Source organism: Streptomyces sp. NPDC054834 (genome assembly GCF_053611185.1).
The window spans coordinates 1-25,099 of sequence record NZ_JBSGZV010000015.1; the positions used below are offsets into that span (position 1 = coordinate 1).

The 25,099-nt window shown below is 68.1% G+C and carries 29 protein-coding genes and 5 pseudogenes; 19 read left to right on the top strand and 15 right to left on the bottom strand.

Annotation, left to right across the window (positions count from 1 at the left end):
* Positions 1–161: 161 nt before the first annotated feature.
* Positions 162–929 (bottom strand): transposase, encoded by a 768-nt coding sequence (locus tag ACWGJM_RS20980; RefSeq protein ID WP_453413187.1) that lies wholly within the window; start codon positions 927–929, stop codon positions 162–164.
* A 77-nt stretch (positions 930–1,006) separates the two neighbouring features.
* Here ACWGJM_RS20980 and ACWGJM_RS20985 point away from each other — a divergent pair, with 77 nt between their 5' ends.
* Complete coding sequence (locus tag ACWGJM_RS20985; RefSeq protein WP_453413188.1) at positions 1,007–1,864, top strand: inositol monophosphatase family protein; 858 nt, start codon at positions 1,007–1,009, stop codon at positions 1,862–1,864.
* A 283-nt stretch (positions 1,865–2,147) separates the two neighbouring features.
* Here the strand turns inward: ACWGJM_RS20985 and ACWGJM_RS20990 are convergent.
* Positions 2,148–2,270, bottom strand: a pseudogene (locus tag ACWGJM_RS20990) (IS5/IS1182 family transposase); the annotation flags it as partial.
* A 304-nt stretch (positions 2,271–2,574) separates the two neighbouring features.
* Between ACWGJM_RS20990 and ACWGJM_RS20995 the strand changes: the two are divergent.
* Positions 2,575–3,399, top strand: a complete 825-nt coding sequence (locus ACWGJM_RS20995; protein ID WP_453413189.1) for an IS5 family transposase — start codon at positions 2,575–2,577, stop codon at positions 3,397–3,399.
* Between the two features lie 52 nt (positions 3,400–3,451).
* Positions 3,452–4,030, top strand: coding sequence for a hypothetical protein (locus ACWGJM_RS21000; RefSeq protein ID WP_453413190.1), 579 nt, complete (start codon positions 3,452–3,454; stop codon positions 4,028–4,030).
* 343 nt (positions 4,031–4,373) lie between these two features.
* Here the strand turns inward: ACWGJM_RS21000 and ACWGJM_RS21005 are convergent, their stop codons facing one another.
* Positions 4,374–4,604, bottom strand: a complete 231-nt coding sequence (locus tag ACWGJM_RS21005) for a hypothetical protein (RefSeq protein ID WP_453413191.1) — start codon at positions 4,602–4,604, stop codon at positions 4,374–4,376.
* A gap of 258 nt (positions 4,605–4,862) precedes the next feature.
* Between ACWGJM_RS21005 and ACWGJM_RS21010 the strand changes: the two genes are divergently transcribed.
* The 3 genes from ACWGJM_RS21010 to ACWGJM_RS21020 all read left to right on the top strand — a co-directional run bounded on the left by ACWGJM_RS21010 (position 4,863) and on the right by ACWGJM_RS21020 (position 7,902).
* Positions 4,863–5,468 carry a hypothetical protein gene (locus ACWGJM_RS21010; RefSeq protein ID WP_453413192.1) on the top strand — a complete coding sequence of 202 codons (606 nt, stop codon included), beginning with the start codon at positions 4,863–4,865 and terminating at the stop codon, positions 5,466–5,468.
* Between the two features lie 458 nt (positions 5,469–5,926).
* Positions 5,927–6,253, top strand: coding sequence for a hypothetical protein (locus tag ACWGJM_RS21015; protein ID WP_453413193.1), 327 nt, complete (start codon positions 5,927–5,929; stop codon positions 6,251–6,253).
* Positions 6,254–6,333: 80 nt separating this feature from the next.
* On the top strand, positions 6,334–7,902 hold the full coding sequence (locus tag ACWGJM_RS21020) for a hypothetical protein (protein WP_453413194.1): 1,569 nt from the start codon (positions 6,334–6,336) through the stop codon (positions 7,900–7,902).
* Here ACWGJM_RS21020 and ACWGJM_RS21025 read toward each other — a convergent pair.
* The 3 genes from ACWGJM_RS21025 to ACWGJM_RS21035 all read right to left on the bottom strand — a co-directional run bounded on the left by ACWGJM_RS21025 (position 7,866) and on the right by ACWGJM_RS21035 (position 8,733).
* Positions 7,866–8,126, bottom strand: coding sequence for a hypothetical protein (locus ACWGJM_RS21025; protein WP_453413195.1), 261 nt, complete (start codon positions 8,124–8,126; stop codon positions 7,866–7,868). The two genes, ACWGJM_RS21020 and ACWGJM_RS21025, sit on opposite strands and share 37 nt — an antisense overlap.
* Before the next feature lie 297 nt (positions 8,127–8,423).
* Entirely contained in the window at positions 8,424–8,555 is a 132-nt protein-coding gene (locus ACWGJM_RS21030; RefSeq protein ID WP_453413196.1) for an ATP-binding protein, read from the bottom strand.
* A gap of 16 nt (positions 8,556–8,571) precedes the next feature.
* A complete protein-coding gene (locus ACWGJM_RS21035) occupies positions 8,572–8,733 on the bottom strand; it encodes a hypothetical protein (protein ID WP_453413197.1) in 162 nt (53 codons plus the stop codon).
* 10 nt (positions 8,734–8,743) lie between these two features.
* Between ACWGJM_RS21035 and ACWGJM_RS21040 the strand changes: the two genes are divergently transcribed.
* The 3 genes and pseudogenes from ACWGJM_RS21040 to ACWGJM_RS21050 all read left to right on the top strand — a co-directional run bounded on the left by ACWGJM_RS21040 (position 8,744) and on the right by ACWGJM_RS21050 (position 10,437).
* Positions 8,744–9,139, top strand: coding sequence for a hypothetical protein (locus ACWGJM_RS21040; protein ID WP_453413198.1), 396 nt, complete (start codon positions 8,744–8,746; stop codon positions 9,137–9,139).
* Positions 9,140–9,635: 496 nt separating this feature from the next.
* A pseudogene (locus ACWGJM_RS21045) lies at positions 9,636–9,914 on the top strand (replication-relaxation family protein); the annotation flags it as partial.
* Positions 9,915–10,026: 112 nt separating this feature from the next.
* Complete coding sequence (locus ACWGJM_RS21050) at positions 10,027–10,437, top strand: hypothetical protein (RefSeq protein ID WP_453413395.1); 411 nt, start codon at positions 10,027–10,029, stop codon at positions 10,435–10,437.
* Between the two features lie 475 nt (positions 10,438–10,912).
* Here the strand turns inward: ACWGJM_RS21050 and ACWGJM_RS21055 are convergent, their stop codons facing one another.
* The gene (locus tag ACWGJM_RS21055) at positions 10,913–11,323 is read right to left on the bottom strand and encodes an ester cyclase (RefSeq protein ID WP_453413199.1); all 411 of its coding nucleotides are present in this window, start codon (positions 11,321–11,323) and stop codon (positions 10,913–10,915) included.
* A 1,515-nt stretch (positions 11,324–12,838) separates the two neighbouring features.
* A complete protein-coding gene (locus ACWGJM_RS21060) occupies positions 12,839–13,225 on the bottom strand; it encodes an STAS domain-containing protein (protein ID WP_453413200.1) in 387 nt (128 codons plus the stop codon).
* Positions 13,226–13,381: 156 nt separating this feature from the next.
* Between ACWGJM_RS21060 and ACWGJM_RS21065 the strand changes: the two genes are divergently transcribed.
* On the top strand, positions 13,382–13,861 hold the full coding sequence (locus ACWGJM_RS21065; protein ID WP_453413201.1) for an ATP-binding protein: 480 nt from the start codon (positions 13,382–13,384) through the stop codon (positions 13,859–13,861).
* 270 nt (positions 13,862–14,131) lie between these two features.
* Here the strand turns inward: ACWGJM_RS21065 and ACWGJM_RS21070 are convergent, their stop codons facing one another.
* Complete coding sequence (locus tag ACWGJM_RS21070; protein WP_453413202.1) at positions 14,132–14,608, bottom strand: hypothetical protein; 477 nt, start codon at positions 14,606–14,608, stop codon at positions 14,132–14,134.
* Between the two features lie 35 nt (positions 14,609–14,643).
* On the opposite strand from ACWGJM_RS21070, the pseudogene ACWGJM_RS21075 reads away from it, so the two are divergent.
* Both ACWGJM_RS21075 and ACWGJM_RS21080 read left to right on the top strand, forming a co-directional pair.
* Positions 14,644–14,928 (top strand): annotated as a pseudogene (locus tag ACWGJM_RS21075) (helix-turn-helix domain-containing protein); the annotation flags it as partial.
* 13 nt (positions 14,929–14,941) lie between these two features.
* The gene (locus ACWGJM_RS21080; RefSeq protein WP_453413203.1) at positions 14,942–15,184 is read left to right on the top strand and encodes a hypothetical protein; all 243 of its coding nucleotides are present in this window, start codon (positions 14,942–14,944) and stop codon (positions 15,182–15,184) included.
* Between the two features lie 13 nt (positions 15,185–15,197).
* Here ACWGJM_RS21080 and ACWGJM_RS21085 read toward each other — a convergent pair whose 3' ends face one another.
* Together ACWGJM_RS21085 and ACWGJM_RS21090 are read right to left on the bottom strand one after the other, a co-directional pair.
* On the bottom strand, positions 15,198–15,398 hold the full coding sequence (locus ACWGJM_RS21085) for a hypothetical protein (RefSeq protein ID WP_453413204.1): 201 nt from the start codon (positions 15,396–15,398) through the stop codon (positions 15,198–15,200).
* Positions 15,395–15,613, bottom strand: a complete 219-nt coding sequence (locus tag ACWGJM_RS21090) for a LexA family protein (RefSeq protein ID WP_453413205.1) — start codon at positions 15,611–15,613, stop codon at positions 15,395–15,397. Before ACWGJM_RS21090 ends, ACWGJM_RS21085 begins: the two co-directional genes overlap by 4 nt.
* Before the next feature lie 64 nt (positions 15,614–15,677).
* On the opposite strand from ACWGJM_RS21090, the gene ACWGJM_RS21095 reads away from it, so the two are divergent.
* From ACWGJM_RS21095 to ACWGJM_RS21120, 6 genes and pseudogenes are all read left to right on the top strand, one after another.
* On the top strand, positions 15,678–16,034 hold the full coding sequence (locus ACWGJM_RS21095) for a DUF6233 domain-containing protein (RefSeq protein ID WP_453413206.1): 357 nt from the start codon (positions 15,678–15,680) through the stop codon (positions 16,032–16,034).
* Positions 16,035–16,095: 61 nt separating this feature from the next.
* Positions 16,096–16,335, top strand: a complete 240-nt coding sequence (locus ACWGJM_RS21100; protein ID WP_453413207.1) for an ATP-dependent DNA ligase — start codon at positions 16,096–16,098, stop codon at positions 16,333–16,335.
* Between the two features lie 288 nt (positions 16,336–16,623).
* The gene (locus tag ACWGJM_RS21105; protein WP_453413208.1) at positions 16,624–17,103 is read left to right on the top strand and encodes a Pycsar system effector family protein; all 480 of its coding nucleotides are present in this window, start codon (positions 16,624–16,626) and stop codon (positions 17,101–17,103) included.
* Between the two features lie 259 nt (positions 17,104–17,362).
* Positions 17,363–18,250, top strand: a pseudogene (locus ACWGJM_RS21110) (IS630 family transposase); the annotation flags it as partial.
* Positions 18,251–18,338: 88 nt separating this feature from the next.
* Positions 18,339–19,184, top strand: coding sequence for an SDR family oxidoreductase (locus ACWGJM_RS21115; RefSeq protein ID WP_453413209.1), 846 nt, complete (start codon positions 18,339–18,341; stop codon positions 19,182–19,184).
* 569 nt (positions 19,185–19,753) lie between these two features.
* A pseudogene (locus ACWGJM_RS21120) lies at positions 19,754–20,110 on the top strand (GAF and ANTAR domain-containing protein); the annotation flags it as partial.
* Positions 20,111–20,264: 154 nt separating this feature from the next.
* On the opposite strand, the gene ACWGJM_RS21125 reads toward ACWGJM_RS21120, so the two are convergent.
* A complete protein-coding gene (locus tag ACWGJM_RS21125) occupies positions 20,265–20,582 on the bottom strand; it encodes an STAS domain-containing protein (protein WP_453413210.1) in 318 nt (105 codons plus the stop codon).
* A 505-nt stretch (positions 20,583–21,087) separates the two neighbouring features.
* Here ACWGJM_RS21125 and ACWGJM_RS21130 point away from each other — a divergent pair.
* Positions 21,088–21,555, top strand: a complete 468-nt coding sequence (locus ACWGJM_RS21130) for an ATP-binding protein (protein ID WP_453413211.1) — start codon at positions 21,088–21,090, stop codon at positions 21,553–21,555.
* Positions 21,556–21,644: 89 nt separating this feature from the next.
* On the opposite strand, the gene ACWGJM_RS21135 is transcribed toward ACWGJM_RS21130, so the two are convergent.
* From ACWGJM_RS21135 to ACWGJM_RS21145, 3 genes are all read right to left on the bottom strand, one after another.
* Positions 21,645–22,037 (bottom strand): DUF2267 domain-containing protein, encoded by a 393-nt coding sequence (locus ACWGJM_RS21135; RefSeq protein ID WP_453413212.1) that lies wholly within the window; start codon positions 22,035–22,037, stop codon positions 21,645–21,647.
* Positions 22,038–22,975: 938 nt separating this feature from the next.
* Positions 22,976–23,542 (bottom strand): ester cyclase, encoded by a 567-nt coding sequence (locus tag ACWGJM_RS21140; RefSeq protein ID WP_453413213.1) that lies wholly within the window; start codon positions 23,540–23,542, stop codon positions 22,976–22,978.
* Positions 23,543–23,598: 56 nt separating this feature from the next.
* Entirely contained in the window at positions 23,599–25,083 is a 1,485-nt protein-coding gene (locus ACWGJM_RS21145) for an alpha/beta fold hydrolase (protein ID WP_453413214.1), read from the bottom strand.
* Between the last annotated feature and the right edge of the window lie 16 nt (positions 25,084–25,099).

The window sequence follows — 25,099 nt, forward strand, 5'->3', positions numbered from 1 at the left end:
CTGGGAAACCCGAGACGACATGCACGACGCCTTCCTCCAGCTCGCACACTGCATGACCCTCGCCCGCAAGCATCCGGCTTTCTGAAAGCACCCCTAAGGGTTGTCCCGTAATGATCTTTGGTTCGGCGGAGGCGTGACGGCCCGGTCAGCGGCCATTGCGCTTATCCGGCGAGGTTGAGGTTGTGCAGGCGGGCGATGCCGAGCATGGCGTAGTGGACGCCGTCGCCCCTGAGCCGGCAGTCGCGGAGGATCTTCCAGGTCTTCATGCGGGCGAATACATGCTCGACGCGGGCGCGGACCTGTTTGTGTGAGCGATTGTGCTCCCACTTCCAGTCGGGGAGTTCGTCGCCGGGCTGGCGACGGTGCGGCATCACCAGTCCGGTGCCGGGATAGCCACCGTCGGCGATGGTCATCGTCTTGCCGACGGCGGCTCTGGCCCCGGATTCCTCCCATGCCTTGCAGTCGTTCCGGTTGCCTGGAAGCGGTTGGCCGACCACGACGACCAGGCGGGTGTCGGCGTTGATGACGGCCTGGTGATTCGTGGAGTAGCGATAGTTCTTCGACTGCTCGGCGATCGAGTGGTCCCGGGTGGGAACGAGGGTGCCGTCCACAATGAGCACGGTGTCCTTCGCAAAGCGTTGCCGGGGCTTAAGCGCAAGGAGTGGGCCGATCTGGTCAATGATCCGATCGGCTGCGGACTTCGAGATACCGAACAGCGGGGCGAGCTGGCGCATCGTCAGGTTCGTGCGCCAGTAGGCCACAACGAGCAGTACCCGGTCCTCCAGCGGCAGACTCCAGGGTCGGCCCCGCCGTACCGCGTCGGCGCCCTCGCGGCGCAGCGCGGTCACTGTCTTGTGGAACTGGCGCGGATTCACGCCTGTGAACGGGGGTATCCAGGACGGCTCGGACGCCGTGATCACACCAGCCATGCCGTGATCGTCTCACCGCGGTGGTGGACCTGGACCAGGACTTGATCACGAGGGTGGCAGCGGGGAAAGTGGACGGTATGACGGACTCAGCAGACCTGGCGCTGGCGCTCCGCCTGGCCGATCAGGCGGACGAGATCGCCCGGCGCTACTTCCATGCACCCGACCTGGGCGCCGAGCGCAAGGGTGACGGGAGTCCGGTCACCGAGGCCGATCGGGAGATCGAACGTGTTCTGCGCGCGTCGATCCGCGCCGAACATCCCGGCGACGCGTTCGTCGGTGAAGAGTTCGGCGCCCAGGGGCGCAGCCGCCGCCGATGGATCATCGATGCCATTGACGGCACGGCGAGCTTCATCGCGGGCGATCCGGAATGGAGCACCCTCATCGCCCTTGAAGATCACGGTGACGTGACGCTGGGTATGGTCTCCGCTCCCGCACTCGGGCGCCGCTGGTGGGCAATGCCAGGCACTGGGGCCTGGATGGGGCCATGCCCTTCCGATCCGTCAGTCCCTCCGGTCCGTCTGACGCTCACGGCACGAGGAAACGCCAAGGATGCCGCCATCGGCATCTGGCCTCCACCGTCCCGCCTGAGCGCAGCCGAACGCGACGCCGCCGCACGGCTGGCGGCAGGCACTGCGACTGTGCGCCCTGTGCTCGACTGGTCGGCGGCAGACCACACCACGCCGCCACCGAGTAAACCGTCGACCGGATCCGGCACTTGTCACGGAGCCCTCCTGGTCGCGACAGGAAAACTCGATGCCTTCCTCCTGCTAGGTGCCGGCCCCTGGGACATCGCCGCAGTGATCCCCATCGTCGAGGAGGCCGGCGGCACCTTCAGTGACCTCTCCGGCCAACGGCGAACCGACACAGGCGCTGCCCTGTTCGCCAAACCCGACATCCACCAGCAGCTCCTGAACATGGCCAAAGCCCCCAACTGACCTTCACGCCAGGGCTGTTTCACGCTGCCTAGTGGGTTACGGGACAAGCCTTAGGAACCGGGACTGCGGGCGGGCTTTTCGTCTGTGCAGGCTTCAGTGAGTTGTGTTCAACCTGAACGTGCAGTCAGGGGTCTGGTGTGGGTGGGTGATGCCGTTCTTGTGCTGGTCCTGGGCGCCTGTCTGGCGTGAAGATCGTCGGTCAGCGGGGGATCTCGTGCTGGTTGAGAATCATCAGCGCGCGGACGAGCCGGGTGGCCCACTTCACGTCGAGGCGGAGTTGGCTCGCGGCCAGCACCTCGCGATCCCCGTACCGGCGCCGGCCGCCGCCTTGCGGCCGTGTTGGAGCAGGTGGGACCACCCGCTGGAACAGCTCCCACAATTCGTCTGGCACCATGCGCTCGACCATCACCACGCGGTGCAGAATACCCAGCGCTCCAAATGAGACGGCGTCTTAGTGAGCGTTTGATTCTGGTATTGGATGGTTCATGGGGAATTTTAGGAGCCAGGTCGAGCGCCCAGTGAAGCGATTTGACGGAAACGCCGCTTCTGCGAGAATCGACAGAGCTGCAATGCGCCGGTTTCCTTGCAAGAGCTCCTGTCTCATGTAGAAACCTACCGGTCCGCACCGGGTTGAGAACGCACGCCCCGGTGCACCCGGCACCCCCGCACGCGCCCTGCTCAGGCTGGCTGCCACCGCATACGCAGACATCATGCAAACCCCACGGCCCTACCCCAGCGACCTGTCCGACGCCCGCTGGGAACTCATCCGCCCCACCCTCGAAGCGTGGCGCCAGGCCCGCAACGGCATCCGCATACCCACCCACGACCTGCGCGCCCTGATGAACGCCATCCTCTACGTCGACCGCACCGGCATCCCCTGGCGCTACCTGCCCCACGACTTCCCACCCCACCAGACCGTCTACGGCTACTTCGCCCGCTGGGAAGCCGACGGCATCTTCGACCAGCTCACCGGCCTGTTACGCGCCAAAGTCCGCCAGGCCGAAGGCCGCACCAGCGAGCCCAGCGCCTGCCTGATCGACAGCCAGAGCATCAAAACCTCCGCCACCGTCCCCCTGACCAGCCAAGGCATCGACCCGGCCAAGAAAATCATCGGGCGCAAGCGGCACATCGTCACCGACACCCTCGGCCTCCTCCTGGCCGTCACGGTCACCGCCGCCAGCGTCCACGACTCCGCCGCCGGCACCCAACTCCTCGCCGGCGTCGCCGCACGCCACCCCACCATCACCAAAGCCTGGGCCGACAACGGCTACAAGACCAAAGCCGTCGAACACGCCGCCCACCTCGGCATCGACCTCGAAATCGTCCAACGCGACCCCACCACCCGCGGCTTCCACGTCCAACCCCGCCGCTGGGTCATCGAACGCACCCTCGGCTGGCTCATGCACCACCGTCGCCTGGCCCGCGACTACGAAACCCACCCCCACCGATCGGCAGCCATGATCCAACTCGCCGCCATCAACCTCATGACCCGCCGCCTCACCCACGAAGCCACCCAGAACTGGCGCGACAGCTAATCCAAATGAAACAGACAACCGAGAATCAAACGCTCACTTAGAAGCCGGTCTTGTGCACATCCAGGTTCCGGCGGCAGCCAGCCCTGCGGAGATGATGTGGATCAACGCGCCGAGCACTGAGGACGCATTCCCCGGCCTGCGCAGTGACGGGTCATTTGACACGGATGCGGAAGAGGAAGGTGCACCCGTAGTCGGGGCCCGGCCAGACGTGCGGGAGGATGCAGGTGAGGACAAACTCGGGCACGGGGATGCGGCGCTGCCACCCGCCAGGCAGGCGTTCGTAGACGAAGTAACCAACCAACTGATTAAACCGCTGTTCGATGCAGGCTGGACCAGCGAACGCATCAGCGCTGCAATGGACAGCACCGTCTCCTACGCGACGCTGAGGCTCATTTCTGAGGGCGAGTATTTGCCAGGCCCCAGAACTATGGAGGCCGTTATAGAACTGGTAGGCCGACAGCGACAGCTGTCGGTGGAGGCAAACACCCGCCTCATGACGGCGTACCTCAGAGCACTGCGTGAAGCGGATTCGGCTCTGTACGACCGGTACCTCGAAGAGGATGAGGAGATGCGACGGCTGTCCGCCGCCGACAGCGAACAAGCTGTACGCGACCCTACCGAGAACCCGTGACACAACCAGATCGCCGGACGGCAGGCAGCAAGCGCCTCGACCCCCTGCCCTCGCCCAACTACTGAGCCTCGGCAGGCCTCTCCGGGCAGCCGACCGCCTCACGCCCGAGGCCAGGGTCCCCCGCCGTCACCTCGGGGCGGGTGTGTGGTGGGGCCGTCCGGGCTGAACGCGATGCCGGTGACGTCGCCGAGGTGGCCGGCCAGAACGGTGCGGCGGGTCTTGCGAGCGGCGATCCGGCTCAGCTTCGCCCATGCCCGCTCGGAGACCTCGGGCGCGAACTTCAGGTTCCCATCGTCGTCGGTGGCGGTGACGTACTCGTGCTCCAGGTCGGTAAGGCAGGCGGCTATATGCGCGAGCGGCGGGAGGTCCAGCGGATCAGCCTGCGTGGGACGTCGGCGACTTCCATGACCGGGCGGCGCCCGGCAGTGACGGTGCGCTGCCCGGAGGCCAACCCCAGCGCCTCACATGCCTCCACCGTCACAACCTCGTTGTAGAGCGCGGACGCGGCGACAGCCGACTCAAGGCACTCGTGCCGCCACACATCCTCGTCCACGCCGGACGCAGGCGCACACATCTCCAGCAAGGATGGAATCCCCGCCCGGAGATGCAGGTCGGACACACCGGCTACCCCAGCGGGCCGCCTCACCTCTGTGATCCATGAGGGTGATTGTCAGCCGAGGGGAGTGTCAAAGGATGCGCCCCAGGGAGCTGCAACGACGATAGGGGCCCGAACAGTCCTATCCCATGGAACCCTAGGGCGGAGGAAGACTTGCGAGCTGCTGACGGGCCGCGACGGGCATTACAGACACCGCGCGTCGCGGGGGTGGCCGGTGTGATCTCCGCCCTGTTGCTGGGCACCGCCATGGTCTTGATCCTCAATGCCGTCCCTGCCGACTCGACGGGTGCGACCGTCTGGTTGACCGACCCGTCGCACCGGGATGTCCTGCGGCTGTCACTGGGCCTGGTGCCGTTTGCGGGGATCTTCTTCTTGTGGTTCATGGGCGCGGTGCGGGACTACTTCGGGAATGCGGAAGACAAGTTCTTCGCCACCCTCTTCCTGGGTGGCGGCCTGCTGTTCGTAGCGATGCTCTTCGCTCTCTCCGCAGCGGCCTACGGGCTTTTGGCCTCGACGGACACATCGCAGGGCTCTTCCCAACCCGAGCTGTGGCAGTACGTGCGTCAGTTCGTCTCCGTGCTGCTCTCGACCTATTGCACACGCATGGCCGCGGTGTTGACTCTGGCGACTACGACCATCGGGCACGGCCTGGCCACTTTTCCTCGTTGGCTGATCTGGCTCGGCTATCTGGTCGCGCTGGTGCTGCTGTTCGTGGACATCCGCTGGTCCGAACTGCTCTTCCCGGTATGGATTCTGCTTCTCAGCAGCTTCGTCTTTCTGGCCGACCGCCAACATCGGGCCGCGGAAACCTCTGCTTCCTGATCGCGGGGGCAGGCGACCGTGCCGTGTCAGGTGAGGGTCTTGGGTTCAAGGCGTCCGCTGCCCGTGCGGAGTGCCGCGCATCAAAAGGCGGTGGTGCGCACCGCCCGCACCGGGGTGCGCACCACCGCACCGATGTTCGAACAGTTCCGGGACGATGTCTCCTGCATCCATCCGGAGAGTGCACGGCATCGTCGGTGGCCATCGGCCGCATCGAGTGAACCCCACCGGGTGCGCTCAGCGGCCGGGCTTCTGGCCCGCGGTGTCGGTCCGGCTGCTGTGGGCGCTGCGCGCGCCTTGGACTTCGGTGGCGCCGGCCCCTCACCATCGCTTCTGGTGTTGGGAACAAGGTTTCGGAGACTTTGGCCCTCAGTAAGCGGTTTGATGGTCCTATGCAGGGGTGGAAGAGATACGCACTGGTTGTGTGCGCGGCTGTGTGCGGGGCGGCGGCCGTGTGTTTGGTGGTGGTCGCGATCTTCATGGATCTGGCGGTCGCGGACCGGCTTGGCAGTGTGCTGGGCGCCATTGCCGGGCTTGTGGGGTTGGCGGTCTCCGTGTGGGCGCTCTCTAGTTCGGGCCGCCTTTCGGTCGAGGCGCATGATGGTGCCGTGGCTTCGGGGGGACACGCGGGGCGCGTCATCATCGGCCACCGCAACGAGGTGACGCCGTACGCGGCGTCGCAACACGATCCGAACTCGAGCGGCAGCGTGCGTGCCACAGGAGCGGGCAGCACCGCTGCGGCGGGAGACGTTGGTGAGGTCATCACCGGGGATGGGAACCGTACGTGAGTCCCTCGCCGGTGTGGCCGCGTCGGGATCGCGGCGTCCCGGACGACAACGGTCGGCGGCCTCCGGATCAAGGCAGCCGGGTGCAGGCAAGCAAGGATTCGGTGGCGGCAGGCGGAGACGTCGGCGCAGTCATCACCGGCGATCACAACGCCATCACCCACGTCTATGTCGTCCCCACTGCTCAGCCTGCCAGCGCCACGGGCCAGGAAGCACTCGCCACTCGCCTTATCAGCGAGTGCCATCCGCTTGATCTAGAGGTGCATCACGCAATTCATGTCGCCGCCGAGGAGGATGCGTTACCCGCCTACGTGCCGCGGGAGCATGACGCATACCTGCAGCACAACGTGGACGCCGCCCGGGGCGGGAAGAGCCAGCTGTGCGTGCTGGTGGGCGAATCCTCCACCGGCAAGACCCGTGCATGCTGGGAGGCCATCCAGGCTCTGGCCGCCGACGGCTGGCGGCTATGGCATCCTTTCGACCCCACTCGAGCCGAGGCAGCACTGGCCGGTCTGGCCGCAGTGGAGTCGAAAACCGTGGTCTGGCTGAATGAGGCGCACCACTATCTGGCTGACCCTCAGGTCGGGGAGCAGATCGCTGCGGCCCTACGCACCCTACTGTCCGATACCCGCCGTACTCCGATCCTGGTCCTGGGCACTCTGTGGCCCGTGCACTGGGATCAGCTGACCTCCCTGCCGACCCAGCCGGGGCGTGATCCGCAGGCGCAGAGCCGTCAGGTGCTGGCGGGACGGCAGGTACGTGTGCCGGACGCCTTCAGCGAGCGGGATCTCATCGGTGTTCGCTGTGCAGCGGAAACGGACGAGCGTCTTGCACAGGCGCTGGCAGGGGCAGCCGATCGCCGTATCACCCAATTCCTTGCTGGTGTTCCGGCGTTGCTGGACCGGTACACCAATGCCGAGGGGGGCGCCCGGGCGGTACTCGATGCCGCTATGGACGCGCGCCGTCTGGGATGCGGTATGGACCTTCCAGCAGAGTTCCTTGAAGAAGCGGCCACCGGCTACCTGCCCGGATCGGTGTTCAACTCGCTGGAAGATGACTGGTTCGAAAACGCCCTCAGCTTCACAGGACGCACCGTCCATGGCAACGCAGCACTGCTGCGGCGGACACGTCGCACGGCAGGAAGTAACCGCGAAAACCGCTGTTTCCGGCTAGCCGACTACATGGAACAGCATGGCCGGGCGACACGCGGTCACCGGTGCCCGCCGGCCTCCTTCTGGGACGCAGCTCTGCGGCATCTGCCACGACGCACTGATGTCAGCGCGCTGGCGTCAGCAGCCTCCGCCCGGTGGCGGCTGCGCTACGCCAGCCTTCTGGCCGAGCGCGCCGATGACCTGCCCTGGTCCGAGCCGTCCATCGGCCCGAAGGTACAACCGCCTGAGCACGACTGGCTTGACGACACCGCCCGCTGGCCGGCAGACCACCTCTCCTGCAGGGCACTGGCCGATCTCGCCTTCACCGCCGCCGAGGCAGCCGACTACGAGCAGGCTGCGGGCCTGGCACTACAAGCTGCCGAATGCTGCCAGCCAGAAGCGCTGGCCGACATAGCGCTCCAACTCGAAGAGGCCGGACTAGCCGTCGAGGCCTCCGACCTGGCTCACCACGCCGCAGCAAACGGAGCCCCGACTGTCTGAGCCACCTGGCCATGATGCGAGAAGAAGCGGAACTTTTCGAGCAGGCAGAACACTACGCGCGAGCCGCCGCCGAGTACGGGCTCACCAACACGCTGGCCGATCTGGCAGTGCGACGCGAGGCAGCCGGAGACAAAGAACGAGCCGAAGAGCTCTGGGAAGCCGCCGCCACCTACGGACACCCAGAGGCACTCGCGAACATCGCCCGCTTCCAGCACGAAGCCCACGATCTTGAGGGAGCCACCCGTACCGCCCGTGAAGCACTCGACCGAGGAGACGCCGCCTACCCCACCACCGCATCCAACCCCTATGGGCAACGCTATGGCCGCACGGCATCGAACCGGACGGCACCCCCACCCCCTCTCCCGACGAGGATCACTCCTGGTAAGGGATCCGGTAGCCGACGGGCAGCCTGCCGCGCCCGCAAGCGTATTGCGAGCCGCCTGGACGGTGTGTCGGCGAAGCTTGAATTGTGAGCCGTTCCCAGCGGGTGAAAAATGACCCCCTGCGTCAGTTGATGTTGATCATTCCCCGGTGTTGGCCGCTGGAACCCGTCCGAGGTCGCGGCCGCGCATGCGGTAGCTGTCGCCCTTCAACGAGATGACCTCGGCGTGATGGACGAGGCGGTCGATCATCGCGGCGGCATCGGTGGCCACGACTATGCATCGGGGATCAGGTGTAGTCCCAGCAGCGCGTGTAGAGCCGCGGAATCCGGAATGAAGACCTGGTTTGCGCGTCGCGCTGCTCCACCACACGCTCAAGGAACCGCAAGCGCTCCAACAGGCGCACCTGGTCGCCGATCTTGCCCTCCCTCTCATCGAAAAGCTCTTCCACTTCGGGCAGTGTGGACCTGCCGCCTGAGGTCGCCGCGGTCTGGAAGGAGCGCCTCGCCACCAAGACCGTGCGCCGCCGACAGCCGGACGGAACGTCCCGCGAGGTCCGCGAACCACGGCACAACGCGGTCGGGATCAAGAGCGCCACCGTCGCCACCGCCCTCAAGGAACTCCGGCGGGCCGGCGGATACCGGCGCGGCATCGCCGCGCAGCTGGCGCGCGAACACGGTGGCAACGAGCGCAGCTGGCGCCGTGACCGAGGCCCGCGCCCTGTACGAGCACGGCTAGGACCAGGACGACACGGGTCCAGCCCCGCGGGCGGCAAAGCCTTCGTCTTGACGTCTGTCCGCGCAGCTGCGCCCGGCTGGCGTCCTGTCCTCCTGGCGCGCCGACTCGTCGGGCGCTGAGCGCGGAGGCCCCGCCGACGCGCAACACCCCTTGAGGGCCGCCCGATCCCCCGACGCTCCACCACACCACACCACACCACACCACACCACGCCCGCCCTCCCCTTTTCCTCTTTCTTCTTGGGTGGGGCCGTTATGGGGGGTGCAGAGGGGGATGTCAGGCTCCCCGACCACACCTAAAAGGTGTGGTGACTTGCGGATACGCCGTCAGGCGCCCGATGAATGCGGACAGTTGTCGGCGGGGGTGTCGAAGGGAATGCCGGAGGGGCTGCGGGGCGTGGTCGGGGGCGGGGTTATCGCAACGTGACGCTGGTCGGGACTTCATGGTCGGTGGTCTGGTCGGGATCGGCTGCTGGCCTGGACGTACGCGCGGCGCCGGACAAGACCGCCGCTGCACCGTACGCGAAAGGCGTGGCGTCGCTGAACGTGGATGCCGGTGGCGGGGACCGGCTGGCGCTGGCCGTACTGGCGCAGTACCGGATGGCGATGACGGAACAGATGCATCTGGTGATCGCGCCGGGGGTGCGGATCGAGCAGACGCGGCGCCGTCTGGCCAAGATGCGCGGCGAGGGGCTCATCGACCGTGTCACGCTGCCGCAGGCCAGCCGGACGCGGGTGTGGTTCGCCACGCAGTACGGCGTGGACGTCGCCTTAGAGTGGCCCGAGCTGCGCCAGCGGCGGCCGCCGAGGCTGATCGCGGACCGCACCGCGGCCCGGCTGCGGGCGGGGCACGCGCTGACGGTGACGGAGACCGGGCTCGCCTTCCTGCAGGACGCCCGCCGCCGCGGCGACGAATGCCGGCCGCTGGACTGGATCCCCACTCGGCAGCAGCGAAGCCGTCACCCCCGACGTCCTCCTCTACTACCGCACCTCCGGCGACGGCGGGTCGATGCTGCGGGCCTTCGTGGAAGTCGACCGGGCCACCATCGGGCCCGAACGCCTCTCCGTGAAACTCACGTCCTACGCCCGCCTCCACGACTACGTACCCGCGCCCGTGCCCGGACGCCCGCGGCCGGCTGCCGGGCAGCAGCCCCCAGAAGAGGACTGGAGACGCCGCTACCCCCTCTTCCCGCGGCTGCTGTTCGTCCTGGACGGCACCGAGCCCACCGGCGTCGAGACACGCATCCGCGCCCTGCGCGCGACCGCCTCACAACCGGCACTGTCCGGCTTCCTGCGCAGCGTTCCCGTTCTAGCGGCGTCCCTGGTCGGCTTGCTTCCGCGGCGGCCCCTCCGCACCCGTGTTGCGGCCCGTCCAAGGTCCCGAACGCACAGTCAGCTGGAGCCAGGCCGGCACCCGTAGGCACCCTGCGCAATCGCTACGCATCAACTCCGCACAGCGATTGCGCACCACCACACCGCCCGTACAACGATGCGCACCACCCGACCACGAGCCCAACCATGAGACCCGGTACCCCGACCACAGCAGGTCACAGCATTGCGCAGCCGTTGCGCAACCGCGTCGACGATTACGCAGCCGGGACCCGGTGACGGTGGGCGGTGCGCAATCACTGCGCGGTGGGTGATGCGCCGCCATCGCTGCCATGACCACGCGGGCGCGGCCGCGGCGGTGCCCGGCGCGCGGACCCCTGCGGGCGAGAGCGCAGCGGCCCTCGTGTGACCGAGGCCGGACGTGCCATGGGCATGAAAGGCCGCCGGGCGCACGCCGACACGGGCAGGTAGTCCAAGGATGAGACATCCGCTCGGCGGTCTGCTGGTCCCCGGTGTACCGGGGACCAGCAGACCGCATTGCAGTACCGGAGCAAGGCTGCCAGGCCCTAGTCGACGAACCCCAGCTGACGGAGCATGCCCAGTTCATCGCTGCTGCCCCAACGCTCGACGATTTTCCCGTCGACGAACCGGCTGATCTGCATTGCCCGGTAGCTCACTTCCTTGCCGGTCGGCGCATGCCCCATGAGCTCACCGAGATGCGTCCCCCTGATGGTGTAAGCGAAGGCCAACTCGTCATCTGTCGCCACCAGATGTTCGACTTCTACGTGCAGATCCGGGAAGGCGCTCCTGACCTGCGCGAACATGGCCTTGTAGCCCTCGGGGCCGGGGACCTGACCGGGAGCGGGGTCGTGGTCGACGGAGTCGAGTGCCACGACCTGCTCGAAGGCGTCCAGATCTCCCTTACCCACGGCCTCAGCGAACGCGGTCTGGGCGGCGATATTGGTCTCTCGGGACATGGCTCTCCTCGGATCGGAAGCGGATGGGGCCGCCCATGGGGCGCCGCCACTCCGGGCATCGATCAATCCCTGGTCGAGTGGTCGCATCGCCAGGTGTCGTACAGTCAGCTGGGCGGCGCGGCGTGACCCCGCCGTCGCACGGAGATCCTAAATGGCATCATTTGCTCTACTTTTCATCTTACGCCCGCGCTACGCTGACGCTTGCTGTGTAACGGTCGGGCCCAGGCCGGCGGGATGCTCGGGGCATTGCCGCCGTGCATGATCGTGGCTCCATACGGGCAAGACCCCCGAGAGCTACCTCGCCAGAAGTCCAACTCCGGGCCGCGACGATCTGGAGCGCCAGCCTCCTACCAAGGCCAGCCAGCCACCCATCACCCGCGTGAACAACCCTGCGGGTCAATACGCCTAGTGCAGCGTGGCGGTCTTGAGCCTGTCTTCCCGTGCAGGTCACGACCGCGCCTCTCACCTGGTTGAACCGGCCGGTGGAGAGCGGCCCGGGGACGTCATGGCCCGAGAGCACCCGGGGCCGCCTCTGTGCCCGGCACTCACCGACCTCCGGCCTGGACGATCCCGAAAACGACGGCGGCCAGGACGCCGGCACCAGCCAGGGCGACCGTCAACGGAACGGCGAGCGCAGGGCGGCGGTGGACCACCGGGGGTTAGCTCCGCAACCGGCTCTGACCAGCGCATCCGCCATCAAGGCGATCCCGGTCATGCGGTCAGGCGGGAACGGGAGGCGGCTCGGGCGCTGCGACGACCTCGACTCTTCGCAATCCCGATCCCGCATTCAAGGATTTCTGACCTGCGAAAGCACTGCCTTGCGTCCTTGAATACGCGCCGCCGCCCGGCTACGAGCCCATAGGAGGTCAGCCCCTCCCTCCGGCTACCGCGGAGGGAGGGGTCGGCGTCCACGACCGGCTTGCCCGCACCACCCCACCTGCACAAACGGGCGCCCGCGCGATGAGGATGCTGCACCCCTCGGTGCAATGGTGGGCCCAACCCTTCAGCCCCCTATGGGGTCCCACCGAGGAAGCAACCCGCCGGGGCCGGACAGGGCCTGCCAACGGACCGTGCGCGGTACCGGCCGGGCGGAGTGCTGGGCAAGCCCCAGTGGGTGGGCTTGCTCAGTCGGCGCTGAACCCCGACCAGGGATGCCGAGTGCCGTACTACGAGCCCGTCCAAGACCCGCCACCCCCGACCGTGGCAGGTCATGCCCGGCTGCCCGGCCCGCGAGCAGCGCGGTCCCCAACGCATCGCGCAACCTGACGGAAGGGGGTACCGCTCAGGCACTGATGTGCCGGAGCAGGGTCGCAGATGCCCCGCAGCGGGGCAGGCACTGAGCCGATCGACCCGCAGCGCACGAGCGCAGCTCGGCAGCCACCCGCTCGGCTCGCCGCAGAGCGGCCACAGCCGGAATCCAGCTTGGGGTGACATCCACGGTCATGTCGAAACGGCATCCAGAGTCGCGTGCGCAGCGACATGGTGCCGGCGGCGACTTCCCGTCGGCCAGGAGTGTCAGGGGCTGAGTGCCTCGTGCAGGGTGGGGCGGCAGTCGATGAGGGCGTCGACACCGACGAGCTGCAGGGTGCGCAGCACGGCTCGGGCGAGGCCGGTCAGGCGCAGCCATCCTCCTGCCTCGGTGACGGCCTGGTGTGCGGTGATGAAGAGGTTGATGCCGCTGGAGTCCATGAAGGCGATCTGCCGCATGTCGACGACGATGCGGGGCCGGACGGTGTCGGAGACGTCCAGGGCCTGCCTGAGCTCGTCGCTGGTGTGGTGGTCGATCTCTCCGGCCAGGGTCAGCACGCGGATGCCGTCGGTGGTGGCGGATACGACGGACAGCCCGCCGGGTTGCGGTGTCCGCTCAGCTCTTTCGATCTCCGCCATTGGTCCCTCTGCCATGCCGGTGGTACTGGCACACTGAAACTTCGCCCCGAGTGCTGCCCTGAACGGTGGGGATCATGCCCAGATGTGACAGAGCCGACAGAGGAGTGCAGGAGCCTTCCGCTCAGACGCGGGTACGCGCGGGGTGTGAACGGGGTAGCGAAGGCGGCCGGCATGGAATCAGTGCCCTTGGGTGAAGACGGCATGACACCGCAGGCGCAGACCATACAGACCACGGTGGCCTTGGACGGGGACGGCACGTGCATCGCCCAGGCCCGCCATCTGACGGCAGACTTTCTTGCCCGGGTGCAGGCCGAGCACGGGCTGCCGGTCTCCGAGCGGGCCGTGGATGTGACGCAGCTGGTGGTGAGCGAACTGGTCACCAACGCCTGCAAGTATGCGCCGGGCCCGGTGCTGATGGATCTGCGGATCGCCGGTGACCTCGTGGAGGTAGTCGTGTGGGACTCCGATCCAGTGCTGCCGGTGGCAAGGGCCGCGGATGCCGGACGGGTCGGACAGCACGGGCTGGAGATCGTGATGGCCATCGCCCAGGGCTTCGAGGCGCAACGTGAGCCGGTCGGCAAACGCATCACCGCCCGCATCGCGATGCTGGACGACCCAGGCGGCGCACCCGCCGGCCGCCGACCCCAGTAAGACGAGCCCTTCCGTCCCGGCCCAGGGGTGCGCACGCATGTCCCTCAAGTGCCTGGCACTGCGGCAGCTGCGGCAGACGGGGACAAAGCGCACGAGACGGGAAGTCCTCTCGAGGATCGCGGGCAGTTCGTGATCCTCCTACCGGGTCCCGCCTGCGGTCCGTCCGGCAGCCCATGGCGGCTGTACCCGATCGGGCGGTGAGTGTGATCGTCGGCCCGTCGCACCCGCTGCTTAACTGTCCCGCAAAAGATCTCCGGAGTCGGCGGTGCGCTACCCGATGACCGCGCGGGCCGCGTCCAGAAACGCCAGCCGGTTGTCCTCCAGGTAGTCCCTCACGCTCTCGCCGTCGGGCAAGCCTTCCCACACCGTCCGGTTGAGGTCGAGGAAATACGCGCGTGCCGCATCGTGCACGGGCAGGGGGAACTGGATGCGGATGAGCCGCTCTGCGACCCACAGCCTGTTCATGACGTCCCGGGTTGTGAGGAACCAGGCGTCGGTGTCTTCCCACTCGGATGGTCGGCTGAAGGCTGAGCGTTCGGCCTCGGCGCCCACCTCGATGAACCGCTCCAGCAACGCCAGCCGTTCCCCGCGCCGGGCCTCCGACAAGGCGATCTGCTGCCGTTGCTGTTCAGCGCGTTCCGCCGAGAGTTGAGTCCTGTGCTGGACGAGGTAGGACAAAGAGCCGCCGAGGACAACGCCGCCCAGCGATATGAGTGACACCCAGAGCTGACCTGACATGGCGGTCATCGTGCCATGCCGTCGATCTTTGAGACGATCTTGCTGTGGCTGGTGTGATCACGGCGTCGGAGCCGTCCTGGATAGCCCCGTTCACCGGGCTGAGCCCGCGTCAGTTCGGCAAGCTGATCACCGAGCTACGACGCGCGGGCGCGGATCCGGTCCGTAAGGGCCAACCGTGGAGTCTGCCGCTTGAGGACCGGGTTTTGCTGGTCGCCGCGTACTGGCGGACGAACCTGACGCTGCGGCAGCTCGCCCCGCTGTTCGGCACCTCGAAGTCGGCGGCCGACCGCATCATCGACCACCTAGCGGCGGCACTCGCGCTCCAGCCGTGGATCCACGTTCGTGGCCGAGGTACCCGAAGAATTGATCAACCTGGAACGATCCGCCGAGGAAGAACGCGCGAAGCTCGATGGCCTCACCGGTGACGAGTACGACGCCCAGTGGCGGCGCTGGCGCAAGGCCTCCGAGACGGTACAGGCGGCCATCACCGCCTGCGCCGGAGCCACCGAAGCCAGCCGCTACGAGCTAGAGCCGGCCGTGAAGAAGGTCGTCCGGCACGCCCAGGAAGATCCGGCTGGCGAGTAGCCGCCGCCCCGGCCTACCCCTGATCCGGCCAGGACGCCAGCACGTCACCGGTGTCCTGGCCGGTGAGAGTGATGCGGGCCTCGGGCATGCTGCCGTACTCGCCGACCCAGCGCCGGAACTTGTCCCGTGCCACCTCCGAGCGGTTCCACCAGCCGTGCTGCACCGGCCGGCCACCGCAAGCGAGCAGCAGGTGGTAGCGGCCGGGGCTGGTCATGCGAGGCGGATCCCTCTGGGCCGTCCCGGCTCGCGCACGATGGCGGCCTTCGCCTCCAGCTCGATGAGCTGGTAGTGCACCGATGCCCTGCTCCGCATGCCGACGGCCGCCCCGACCTGCTGCATCGTCGGCGCGTGCCCGTGATCAGCGATGTGCCGGCGGATGCAGCGCAGGATGCGCTCCTGGGTGTCGGTGAGGTAGTCGACTCGGTGCATAATTTAATTAGAGCGCTTGTTCGAATTTATGGGCAAGTGGAGACACGGCAGCCGGGAGCAGCAGATGAGTGGTGAGCAGCCGCTCTCGCGTCTCGAGGCGCTGCGCTTCGCCCGGCGCGTCGTGGAGCAGCAGGCCGTCCGGCAGCTGCGGGTCATCGACCGGTGGATAGCCGAGGAGGAACGACGCGAGGCGGAGCGGCGTCAGGGCGAGGAGAGGCGGCCGCCTCCGCCTGATTGGCTGATCCAGTACGGGCTGAACCGCACGAACGTCGATGCCGTGCACACCGGCGAGTGCTGGGCCGCAGCCAGGAGCGGACGGTGCCGCCCGGTGAGCCGGCAGCAGGCCATGGAGGCGCTGCGCCAGCGGGTGCCGGCCTGCGTCCACTGCCGACCGGACACAGCACTCGGCATCCTCGACTAACTCAGGGCCGGCCGCCGGGTGACTGGACGCTCGCCGGGTGTCGGTGGGGAAGGAATGCCGCATGACATGGTCCTTGCCCGAGCCGACGCTGACCGCGGCCGTGGACAGTCCAGTGCTGCCCGCCGGGTGGGCGGCGGAGCCGAAGTGGGACGGCTACCGCGCCCAGCTCGCCGTGTACGCGGACGGCCGGGTGCTGCTGCGTTCCAGGCAGGGGACGGACATGACGGCGTCGTTCCCCGAGATCCGGGCGGCGGCCCTCGAACAGCTGCCGGCGGACACCGGGCTGGACGGCGTTATGTGACCTGCTGACCTGTCTCAGGCGGTCGGTGTCTCGCCCAAGGTGGGACTACTCGCTGCTGATCAAGGCCTGAGGACCATGTCAACCTGCGCTCAGTGCCGCACGTGCGTCGGATGCTCCTCCGGCCGGATAGCTGGTATGAAGCGTTTGCTCGAGGGCAGTGGTAGTCGTCGGCTCTGGCCGAGGGCCCAGCGGGGGTGGGCGGTGTCCTGCAAGGGCAAGCTGCACCCAGGCCGAAGTAACCGGCGCCAGTGCTGTCCCAGTGCGGGCTGAAGCAAAGGAGCAGGCATAGTGTCCACCACCACTTCGAACCCGGACCCGTTGCAGGCGCGTCAAGCTGGCTCGGACATTGACACCGCAATCACGCTCCTGCGTGGAGAAGTGGCCCGCAGCGACAGCAAGGCATCGCTGCTGTTGGCCCTGAACGGTGCGGCACTGGCCGCACTCGTCTCTCTGAGCGCGATCGGGCACGTTCCGGCCTCCGTTGTGGCGGTGGGCGCGATCGGCGCGGTCACGCTGCTCGCTGCAACCGTGGCCCTGCTACTCGCTGTGCGCCCCCAGTTGGGGGGTGCCGGGTGGCCGCAGTGGCCGAACCTCACGGACGAAGAGCTACATCGAGAGCTGGCTGCGGGCCAACAGCTGACGCTGGTGAAGGTGCTCGCAGTCTCAGTCCGAACCAAATACGCTCGGATCCGCCTCGCGGTCGATTTCATGCTGGCCGGGTTAGGGTTCCTCACTCTGGCGGCCGTGATCGCCACCGTGAACTCCTGATTGCCCACGCCGACGTCGCCCGCGACGGCGCCGACCCCCGGCGACAGACCGCACGATGTCCACATGTACGCCCGGACGTCCCCCCGACGACGTCACGCTCTTCGTCCGCCACGACGAGGGAGCCTGGCTGGTGTCGGTCCGGGGCTGACACCGGGCAGGTGAACGGTCCCGCCGACGGCCGAACAAGCGGCGCAGGAACCCCGCCAGCAAGCCCCCCACACAGCGCCACCGGCCAGAAAACGCCGGGGAATCCGGATCACAATGGGCGGGAGGCCGTCCCCGCCTGCTCAGCGATGACGACGAGGATTTCGTCATCCAGACGGCCACCACCCGCCCCTCCAAGCTCGGCCAGCCCTTCACCCGCTGGTCGATCCGCAAACTCGCTGCCTACCTGCGCCGCGTGCACGGGCGCATCATCCGGATCGGCCGTGAAGCCTTACGGTGCCTGCTTCTGCGCCGCGGCATCACCTTCCAGCGCACCAAGACGTGGAAGGAATCGCCCGACCCCGAGCGCGCTACCAAGCTCGACCGCATCGAGGAGGTGCTGGACCGCTTCTCTGACCGGACGTTCGCCTTCGAAGAGTTCGGGCCCCTCGGGATCCGCCCCACCGCAGGCTCCTGCTGGGCGAAGCGGGGCAAGCCCGACCGCCTGCCGGCGACCTACCGCCGCACCCACGGCGTCACCTATTTCCACGGCTGCTACTCCGTCGGCGACGACACACTCTGGGGCGTCAACCGTCGCCGCAAAGGCACCGCCAACACCCTGGCCGCGCTGAAGTCGATCCGCGCCGCCCGGCCCGACGGCGCGCCGATCTATATCATTCTGGACAACCTCTCCGCCCACACCGGCACGGACATCCGTCGCTGGGCGAAGAAGAACAAGGTCGAGCTGCGCTTCACCCCGACCTGCGCCTCCTGGGCCAACCCCATCGAGGCCCACTTCGGCCCGCTGCGGCAGTTCACCCTGGCCAACTCCCACCACCGCAGCCACCCCGCACAGACGCAGGCCCTGCACGCCTATCTACGCTGGCGCAACGCCAACGCCCGCCACCCCGACATACTTGCCGCCCAACGCAAGGAACGCGCCTGCATCCGCAGCGAGAAGGACGTCCGCTGGGGCGGACGTCCGCTGAACGCCGCAGCCTGAAGATCACTATTGGCCTGCCTCGCGTCCATCCCAGGATGGTCGTTCCGATTCTTGGCATACTCACTGCTATCGCCTGGAGGATGTGACGATGATTCTGGTGACTGGCGCGAGTGGGAACGTCGGAACGGCTCTCCTCACTCGTCTTCATGCCGACGGCGTGGCCGCGCGGGCGGCTTACCGTGATCCGCACACCACGACTCAGGTGATCAAGTCGGGCGGCCAGGCAGTGACGCTCGATCTGACCATGCCGGACACGATCGGTCCTGCACTCGATGGCATCGAGGCCGTATTCCTTCTCGGCGCGACGAGCCCCGCCCAAACGACGCACGAACTCAACATGCTGGAAGCCGCCTCTGCGGTGGGTGTTCGGGTGGTCAAACTGTCGGTCTGGCGGGCCGACGAAGGACTCACACCGATCGCCCGGCTACATCAGCCTGTCGAACAGTCGCTGGTTACGTCCGGTTTGCCTTGGACGATCTTGCGACCCAACTTCTATCTGCAGAACTTCCTGCGCCAACCGTCCATCCGCGAGGCCGGGGAGTTCAGCCTCCCATTGATCACCGCCCCCATAAGCTTCATCGACATCGGCGACATCGCCTGTGTTGCAGCGCGGGTTCTCACCACTGATGGCCACGACGGCTGCGTCTATGACCTCACCGGGCCGAAGGCGCTGACCTACGCTGAAGCCGCCGAAGAGTTTTCCGACATCCTCGGCAAGCCGGTGCGCTACGTGGGCCTGCCGGACGACGAAGCGCGCGCGGCAATGCTAAGTCGCGGGATACCAGAGTTCCACGTCAATGCCCTAATAGGAGTTGCCCGCGCTTACCGCGACGGCGGTGCCGAGACTGTCACTTCAACCGTGGCCGACCTCACGGGCCGTGCAGCCCTCGGTTTTGCCGATTTCGTGCGCCAGAACCGCAACCTATTCGATTGACCATGGTCCTCATCGGCCCGCCCCCGGTGTGAGATCACCGAAAGCCGGTTCCCTCCTGACGAACGCCAGCAGCACCATCACCCGCTGGGACTGCCGACCTTCCTGATCGGTCAGTCTCCCGACCTGGCCTGATCTGCCATCACAACCTCGCGGCGCCGCTTGGACGTTCTCGGACATCCAAGTCCACCCCACACCCCCGAGTGAACAGCAAACCGGTGAACCTATGCGCACTAGGACCATCAGGCGGCGGGTGGGCACGCACTCGAAGACCTGGATGATGTCGCCCCCTTTGCCGGCCAGCTCTGCCGGGCTGAGAGCCCACACGGAGTCGGCTTCGGGGAACTGGCCGGGCCAGTCCTTGGCCAGCTCTGGTCAGGTAAGTCCACGATTCGACAAGGTCCGGGTCGGCCGCCTCCCATGCGACCGGTAGCGGAAAAGGGTCGTTCAGGCGGCGCAGTCGGGCCTCGGCCTCCCACTGCTGGCGTACCCCCTGGGCGAGCTGGTCGGCCATGTCCCCCAGATGGGTGGGCGCTGGCCCGGTCTTGCTGGGGCGGAGCACGGCGACTACTGCGGCGGGCATCGGGAGCATGACCGGCGTGCTGCTCTACACCCACGATGAGGACTTCGGCGCGCTGAACCTGTACGCCCGCCGGCCGGGAGCCTTCGGCAAGGACATCGAGACCGCGGGCTGGCTGCTGGCCCGGCACGCCGCAGTCGCTTTGGCTGACGCCCGTACCATCGACCAACTCGAGCATGCCATGGAGAGCCGGCACGCCATCGGTGAGGCCATGGGCATTCTGATGGAGCGCCACCGGCTGAGCGAGGACGACGCATTCAGCGTGCTGCGCCGCATCTCCCAGCACCACAACCTCAAGCTGCGTCACGTGGCCCAGAAAGTGCGGGCAGAACGTACCGGATCGGCCTGATCGTCAGTTCTCTCCCGTTCGCGGAAAGGGGGCGGGCAGGTGACGGGGGACTGCACCTGCCCGCCCCGGAGACCATGACCCGCACGGGGGGAGCGTGTCATGGCCCAGCCGTGATCACGGCTTACCGGTGACAGCGCACCGGGCGCCGCAAGTGTCACACCGTTCGTGCTGGTCCGTCCACCGGATCAGACTCCCGCAGCAGCACCGGACCTGTCCCCGTCACCTGTACCAACCGCTTCACCACAGGGCTCAGGGGGCCGGAGACGGCGAACCGCAGCCCCGCCTGCTGGCAGTGCCGACGGGCTGCCAGCAGGACGGTCAGTCCGGCGCAGTCGCAGAAGGTGACCCGGCTGAAGTCCACCTCGATGCAGGCGGCGCCGCTCATGACGGCGGCATGCAGCGCGTCATCCAGGCCTGCTGCGGTCAGGTGGTCCACCTCGCCCGCCACCGCCACCACGGTCTGGCTGTCCACGATGGTGCTGCACACCTGCAACCGCTCGCCGGGCTGTGTGCCAGGGTTGCTGTCGACAGGGTGAGCGTCTCGGCTGCTCGGCCCCAAAGTCAACCGGCCGAGTGCCCCTGTTCCTCTGCGGCAGGCCCTGTACGGGGCGTGGAGAGGGCGAGAGCGTGAGTGCAGGCGGGAGCCGGCTGCCCGGCCACGCCGCGTCGGCTGCCTCCCGCCAGGGGCTCGCTTGGGAAGACAGGCGAGAGCCGCCTCCTCAACCGGTCAGACCAGGCAGCTGTGCATCCGCCACCGGGCCTGACCCGTGGATGCGCCCCCGCCGGGGCCCGGCTCGATGCCCGCCACGCCTCGCCTGCGGCAGAACAGCGCACCCGGATGACAGTGCCAGGACATGCCAACAGTGTGCGCGAGTGACACCCGGGTACACGCTGGTCGAAAAAGCCACCCACGGGTGAACACAGTGAAAGAGCCCCGCATGGTCATCCCGCTTAGGAATCAGGCGGATGAGCAGGGCATGGACGAGCACGTCACGTTGCAGTGCAGCGCAGTCTGGGCCCATGGCGCGGCCCACGCTGCCGACGCGCGTCAGGCCCTGCGGGCCTTCCTCGCCCACGCCCTGCCAACCGGCCCCCGCCCCGCGCCGGCCCACCTGGGCATGGACGCGGAACTCGTTGTCAGCGAGCTGGTCACCAACGCCATCCGGCACGCTCCCGGCCCCTGCGCGATGACCTTGAAGCTGTCCAGAGACGAACTGACGATCAGCGTGTGGGACAGCTCCCCCGAAATACCGACTGTGCACAACGCCGACCCGCAGCGCGTCGGCGGCCACGGACTGCACCTGGTGCACACGGTCAGCGACAGAGTCGTCGTCGCAGCATGCGAGACGGGAAAGCAGATCAGCGCCCATCTGCGCCTGGCACCGGACGACAACATCCCCAGGACGGTCCTGTCCAGCTCCCTCTCGGGAGGATCCCCGGCCTGACACCAGGGCCCACGAGGCGGGCCCTGGCCGGCACCGAAATCGGCTGCGGCCGGCCAGGGCTTCCCAGCGCCCGGCCGGCCGCAGCGGTGTCAGCTGGCGAGGTCGGCCTTGCCGAACAGAACGGCGTAGCCGGAGGGCAGCTGGCTGATGATCTGGTTCAACTCACCGCCGCTGACCGTGTCCGCGACGGCAGTCAAGACCGCACTGGCATCCCACTCCGCGGTACGCGACCGTGCACCGACCGCCTCCGCGACCCTGCGGTAGAACTCCTCGATCCCGAAACTCTCAGCCTGCTCGGGCTTGGCGTCGGCCAGCGTCTGCCCCAGCGGTCCGGGCAGCTGCGAGGCGAGGTCGTCGACCTCGCCAGGGCTGATCCGCTGCGCCAGCACCCGCAGGACGGCTTCGGTGACCGTCGCTGCTTCGTCCTGGCTGCCGTATTCACCGCGCTCGCGTACGCGGGCAAGGAACTCGTCGTACCTCATCGTCACCTCCGCTTCCGGTGATGCATCGACGGCATCTCTCGTGACGCCGTTGTTCCCTTCCCAGTACCCCAGACCGAACCGCCCTTTCATGACCTTCTGCGGATACTCCGATGTCGCAGATGGAGCACCTGATCCCCGACCTGGGTAGTGACGGGCAGAACCGAATACTGGGTGAGTCACTCGCCGGCCTGGGGGCCGGGCGAGGAAGGACAGCCCGGCTCGAACCGCCATGTCGCTGACCACCGGCGGGGCGATCATCACCACCAGCTTGGGGCTTCACGACACCAACTGGGCACCAGGACGTACGCGGCATTCCCGAATCTCCAAAGTTGATCGCATCCCTGCATGCTCGGCCGCCGTTCGCCACCTACGGAGCAAATCCGCCAAGCACCGGGCAACGTCGCAGGGTTGACGGACGAGAGCGGGGATGGTGCGACCGCAAGCAGCTGCCGCGGGTTTGCAGTAGGGCTCGGAAGTCGAGCTGTGTTCGGGCCCTGGGCGGCCGGTGTCCAGGGGGCGTATGGGGGGCGTCGTAACCTGGTGGTGCTCGGGGCGAGTGCGGAGGTGTGCCATGCCCCGAACCGGATTCTGGGCGACGGTGAGGAGGACCGTCATCGGTCACTCAGCGCCGACTTGACGCGTCATGTTGCGCGGCTGCCGATGCCCGGCCGAGTCCGCTCCCGACAGCCACATCTCCGAGAAGTCCCCTGGCGTGAAGAGCGGGTCCCGCACGTCGTCCGGCAGGCTCGCGTAATGGCGGCTGGGGTGGACGTCGGGTGCCGCGAGTCACCCCGCGCATGCCGCCCCGCGCACGGCCCCCAAGAGCGTGGCAAGGCGCAGGACCCCGAGGAAGCCGAGGGCACCGCCTGCCACGCAGCGCCCCGCCGCCCACGCCGGCCATGCGGTCGGTGAGGGCGGCGGGGCGGCGCGGGTGGTGCTTACAGTGCGTGGAGCTGGGTGAGGAGCTGGAGGGTGTCGGAGTTGAGCCAGTACTCGACGAACCTGCCGTCCTTGATGCGCAGGGTGTCGGTGCCGGTGAAGGTGACGGTCGTGCCGGGCTGGGCCTTGGCACCGGGGAAGCCGCCGGCGTAGGTGCCGGTGGCCGTCCAGCGCACGGCGGCGCGGTGCCCGGCGGTCAGGGGGGCGGTCTGGAGGGAGAAGTGCAGGTCGGGGAAGGCGGCGCGGGTCTGGGATATCCAGGCCACCAGGCCGTCCGCGCCTCGGATGCTGCTGCCGTCGCCGCCGTCGAGGAGGGCGGCGTGCACGGTGAAGTCCGGGGAGATGATGCCGGGCGCCTGGGTGTAGTCGCCGTTCCACAGGCGCAGCCACGCGTCGAGCATCGCCTTCGGGTTCTTGGCGGCCGCCCGGTGGCCCGGGGAGGTGACCGAGTGAGCGGCCGGGGCGGCGGACGAGGTGGATGCTGCGGCCGTTGTCGCGCTGACGGCCAGGGCGGCCACGGCGGCGGGGAGGAGCAGGCGGATCCGGATGCAGGCGGTGGTGGTCATGATGGTTCCTCGCATATCAGTGTGGTGGGGAGCGGTGGTGCCGGCGGGCTGTGGTGTCAGTCGGTGCAGGTGGTGCCGGGTGCGGGCAGGGTGCGGGTGGTCAGGTAGCGGTTGGTGGCGTCGCGCACGCACTGGGAGAGCAGGAACATGCTGTAGTCGTCGCCTTCGCGGCTGAGGACGACGCTGCCGGGCAGTTGGGCCGCCATGGCGAAGCCCGCGCTGTGCGGGGCGAGCGCCTGGTGGGTGGACTGCACGATCAGCGCGGGGGGCGCGCCGTGGACGGGGGTCCCGGCCGCGACGGGGTGGGCGGGGACGGGCCAGCCGAGGCAGCCGGTGAGCGCGGTCCAGGAGCGCACGGCGCCGCCCAGGTGCGGCGAGATCCGGGCCAGGTCGTCGCGCAGGCGGGTGAGCTGGTCGAACGTGGTCACGGGACGTGCGGTGTCCAGGCAGGCGGGGATCTGGACCTGGACGGGGTCGAGGGTGTCGTCGGGTTCGTAGGTGAAGTCACTCGCGTCGCCGGCCTTCGCCTTGACGACGGCCTGGGCGAGGGCGGGCCAGGTGACGCCGGAGAGGGTCAGGTAGTCCTGGGTGGCGGTGCGGATGTCCTCTCCGGTCAGGGTCCGGCTGCCGTCGGCGGTGGGGATCGGGGCGCGGTCGGCTCGGGCGACGAGGGCGTCGTACTCGGCCGCGGCGTCCTTGCCGTGCAGGGCACAGTCCGTCGAGGCGGCGCACCAGGCGGTGAAGCGGTTGAACGCCTCTTCGGCCGTGGCTGCTTCACGGCGGATGCGCTCGACGGGTGTGATGGTGTCGTCCAGCGCCGTGTCCAGGACCATGGTGCGCAGCCGGCCGGGGTAGAGGTCGGCGTAGGTGCGTCCGAGCAGGGTGCTGTAGTGGATGCCGTACCAGTTCAGCTGCTTCTCGCCCAGGCCGGTGCGTACGGCTTCGAAGTCCCGTGCGGTGCTGGTCAGGTCGGTGTGGGCGACCAGGGGGCCGTTCTCGCGCAGGCAGTCGGCGGCGAAGGCGCGATTGTGGGCGACGAGCGTGTCGAACTGGGCCTGGCTGTGCGGGAAGTGGGTGACTCCGGCCGGTTTGAGGGGTTTGGTGCAGCGGATCGGCGTGCTGTGGCCCACACCGCGCGGGTCGACGGCGACCAGGTCGAAGTTGCGGCTCATGGCGCCGGCAAAGGAGGGGAAGCCGATGCGCATCGCGAGGCGGAGCTGTTCGATCGATGATCCGCCGGCTCCGTCGTTGAGCAGGAGGGTGCCCTTACGGTGGGCCTGCTCGTCGGCGGGGCGGCGGACCAGGGCGAGGCTGAGGCTGCCGGCGCGCGGGTGGGCGTAGTCGACCGGGGCCCGCAGCGTGCCGCACTGCATGCCCTGGAACTCCGCGTCGGAGCAGGCGCTCCAGCTGATCCGGCTCGCGGGGGCGGCCATCTGGGGCTGTGCGGGAGCGGCGGCCGCCGGGGTGGCGAGGGTGGCCGCGGCGAGGAGAGCGGTGGTCAGAGTACGTCGGATGTGGGTCCGCAGTCTGGGCCTGGGCATGACGGGCTTCTCCTGA

Coding starts and splice junctions, on each gene's coding strand:
- ACWGJM_RS21065 (WP_453413201.1), top strand. CDS start 13,382: ATGGAATCAGTGCCCTTGGGTGAAGACGGCATGACACCGCAGGCGCAG.
- ACWGJM_RS21100 (WP_453413207.1), top strand. CDS start 16,096: ATGACATGGTCCTTGCCCGAGCCGACGCTGACCGCGGCCGTGGACAGT.
- ACWGJM_RS20980 (WP_453413187.1), bottom strand. CDS start 929: ATGGCTGGTGTGATCACGGCGTCCGAGCCGTCCTGGATACCCCCGTTC.
- ACWGJM_RS20995 (WP_453413189.1), top strand. CDS start 2,575: ATGCAAACCCCACGGCCCTACCCCAGCGACCTGTCCGACGCCCGCTGG.
- ACWGJM_RS21145 (WP_453413214.1), bottom strand. CDS start 25,083: ATGCCCAGGCCCAGACTGCGGACCCACATCCGACGTACTCTGACCACC.
- ACWGJM_RS21060 (WP_453413200.1), bottom strand. CDS start 13,225: ATGGCAGAGGGACCAATGGCGGAGATCGAAAGAGCTGAGCGGACACCG.
- ACWGJM_RS21090 (WP_453413205.1), bottom strand. CDS start 15,613: ATGCACCGAGTCGACTACCTCACCGACACCCAGGAGCGCATCCTGCGC.
- ACWGJM_RS21050 (WP_453413395.1), top strand. CDS start 10,027: ATGCTGCGGGCCTTCGTGGAAGTCGACCGGGCCACCATCGGGCCCGAA.
- ACWGJM_RS21005 (WP_453413191.1), bottom strand. CDS start 4,604: ATGTGTGCGCCTGCGTCCGGCGTGGACGAGGATGTGTGGCGGCACGAG.
- ACWGJM_RS21130 (WP_453413211.1), top strand. CDS start 21,088: ATGGACGAGCACGTCACGTTGCAGTGCAGCGCAGTCTGGGCCCATGGC.
- ACWGJM_RS21095 (WP_453413206.1), top strand. CDS start 15,678: ATGAGTGGTGAGCAGCCGCTCTCGCGTCTCGAGGCGCTGCGCTTCGCC.
- ACWGJM_RS21070 (WP_453413202.1), bottom strand. CDS start 14,608: ATGACCGCCATGTCAGGTCAGCTCTGGGTGTCACTCATATCGCTGGGC.
- ACWGJM_RS21135 (WP_453413212.1), bottom strand. CDS start 22,037: ATGAGGTACGACGAGTTCCTTGCCCGCGTACGCGAGCGCGGTGAATAC.
- ACWGJM_RS20985 (WP_453413188.1), top strand. CDS start 1,007: ATGACGGACTCAGCAGACCTGGCGCTGGCGCTCCGCCTGGCCGATCAG.
- ACWGJM_RS21055 (WP_453413199.1), bottom strand. CDS start 11,323: ATGTCCCGAGAGACCAATATCGCCGCCCAGACCGCGTTCGCTGAGGCC.
- ACWGJM_RS21085 (WP_453413204.1), bottom strand. CDS start 15,398: ATGACCAGCCCCGGCCGCTACCACCTGCTGCTCGCTTGCGGTGGCCGG.
- ACWGJM_RS21115 (WP_453413209.1), top strand. CDS start 18,339: ATGATTCTGGTGACTGGCGCGAGTGGGAACGTCGGAACGGCTCTCCTC.
- ACWGJM_RS21140 (WP_453413213.1), bottom strand. CDS start 23,542: ATGACCACCACCGCCTGCATCCGGATCCGCCTGCTCCTCCCCGCCGCC.